A 1,635-nucleotide genomic window follows, 5' to 3' on the forward strand; every position below is an offset into this window, starting at 1 on the left:
AGCTTCCGAACCGGCGGGCTGGTTGGGAGAAGCGATGGCACAATCTCCCAAAGCTATGCCACCGGTTCAGTTAGCAGCGCCACTTACACTGGTGGGCTGGTTGGCCAATCTTGGGGGGCGATCAACCAGAGTTATGCCACTGGGCGAGTCAGCGGCTCCCAATACATTGGCGCCCTCGTAGGCTCTAACAGAAGCACCATCACCAACAGCTACTGGAACACCGAGACCAGCGGCCAGACCAACGCGGTGGGTGCAGGCAGCAGCACAGGCACCGCTGGCCTCACCACCGCGCAGATGTTCGATGCCGCCAACTTCAGCGGTTTTGATTTTGCAGACACCTGGGCCAATGCCGACAATCAAACCACCCCCTACCTCCGCGCGTTGGCCGGCAACCGGGTGTTCAACAAAAACGACCTACCCACCGGCACCATCAACGCCACCAACCGCCCGGCGCTCTACACCGTGATCCAGAACGTCGAGCAGCTACAGGCTATGCGCAATAACCTGTCAGCGAATTATCTGCTCGGCAACCCTATCGACGCCTCCGCTACCGCCAGTTGGAATGGCGGTGCGGGATTTGTGCCCGTTGGGAACGCGACTTACGCTTACACAGGCGACTTCGACGGCCTTGGCTATAGCATCAACGGCCTTACCATCAATCGCCCAAGTACGAACAACGTCGGCCTGTTTGAATCGGTAGTCGGTGGCCAGATCAGCAATGTCGGGCTGACTAACGCCGCTATGATCGGGCGTTACTATGTTGGCGGTCTGGCTGGCCACTTCGATTCTGGATATATCAGGGAGAGCTATGTAACCGGTCGGGTCAGCGGAATAAAGTTTGTCGGTGGCCTGGCCGGGTACCTCTGGAACGCTTCAATCAAAGAAAGCTACAGTGCGGCTGATGTAAGCGGTAGTGATTCAATTATCGGCGGGCTGGCCGGACTGCTTTACGACACCGGCAGGATTGAAGATAGCTACGCCACAGGACAGGTCAGCGGCACTGCAAGCTCGACTGGCGGGCTGATCGGATACAGCTACGGATCCATCACCAACAGTTACTGGAACACCGAGACCAGCGGCCAAACCAGCGCTGTTGGCTTTAGTAGCGTCGGCACTTCTGGCATGACCGGCCTCACCACCGCACAAATGCTACAAGCCGACAGCTTCGCTGGCTGGGATATTGATGCGCAAGGCGGCACGGGCACGGTCTGGCGTATCTACGAAGGCCATTCCACACCCATGCTGCGCCGTTTTTTGACCGCCCTTGAGGTGGCCGGCGAAAACAGCACCACCACCTATAGCGGCACGGAACAGGGCGGCAGTTGGAACGCCGCTGGTGAGTACGATGCTGATCGCATTTTCGGTCAGCCCATCGGCGGCAAAAATGCCGGCACCTACAACATCGACATGAGTGGTCTGTACTCCAATCAGCAGGGCTACGACCTGATCACCACGGGTGGCGGCACCCTGACCATCAACAAAGCCCAGGCAACCGTCACCGCCAACAGCGGCACCACTACCTACAACGGCACCGAGCAGAGTGTTGATGGCTTTACCGTAGATGGGCTGGTTAACGGCGAAGATCAAAGCGTACTGACTGGTGTCACCACCAGCGGTGGCAAGGGTACTAACGCC

Annotated in this window: 1 protein-coding gene; it reads left to right on the forward strand. The window is 58.3% G+C overall.

The genetic code is table 11. The annotated features are described in order from the left end of the window. Positions 1-1,635: GLUG motif-containing protein (locus C1949_RS19195; protein WP_280527943.1), on the forward strand; the 1,635-nt coding region annotated here is incomplete at both ends.

The organism is Halopseudomonas oceani (genome assembly GCF_002903165.1).
Classification (GTDB): Bacteria; Pseudomonadota; Gammaproteobacteria; order Pseudomonadales; family Pseudomonadaceae; genus Halopseudomonas; species Halopseudomonas oceani.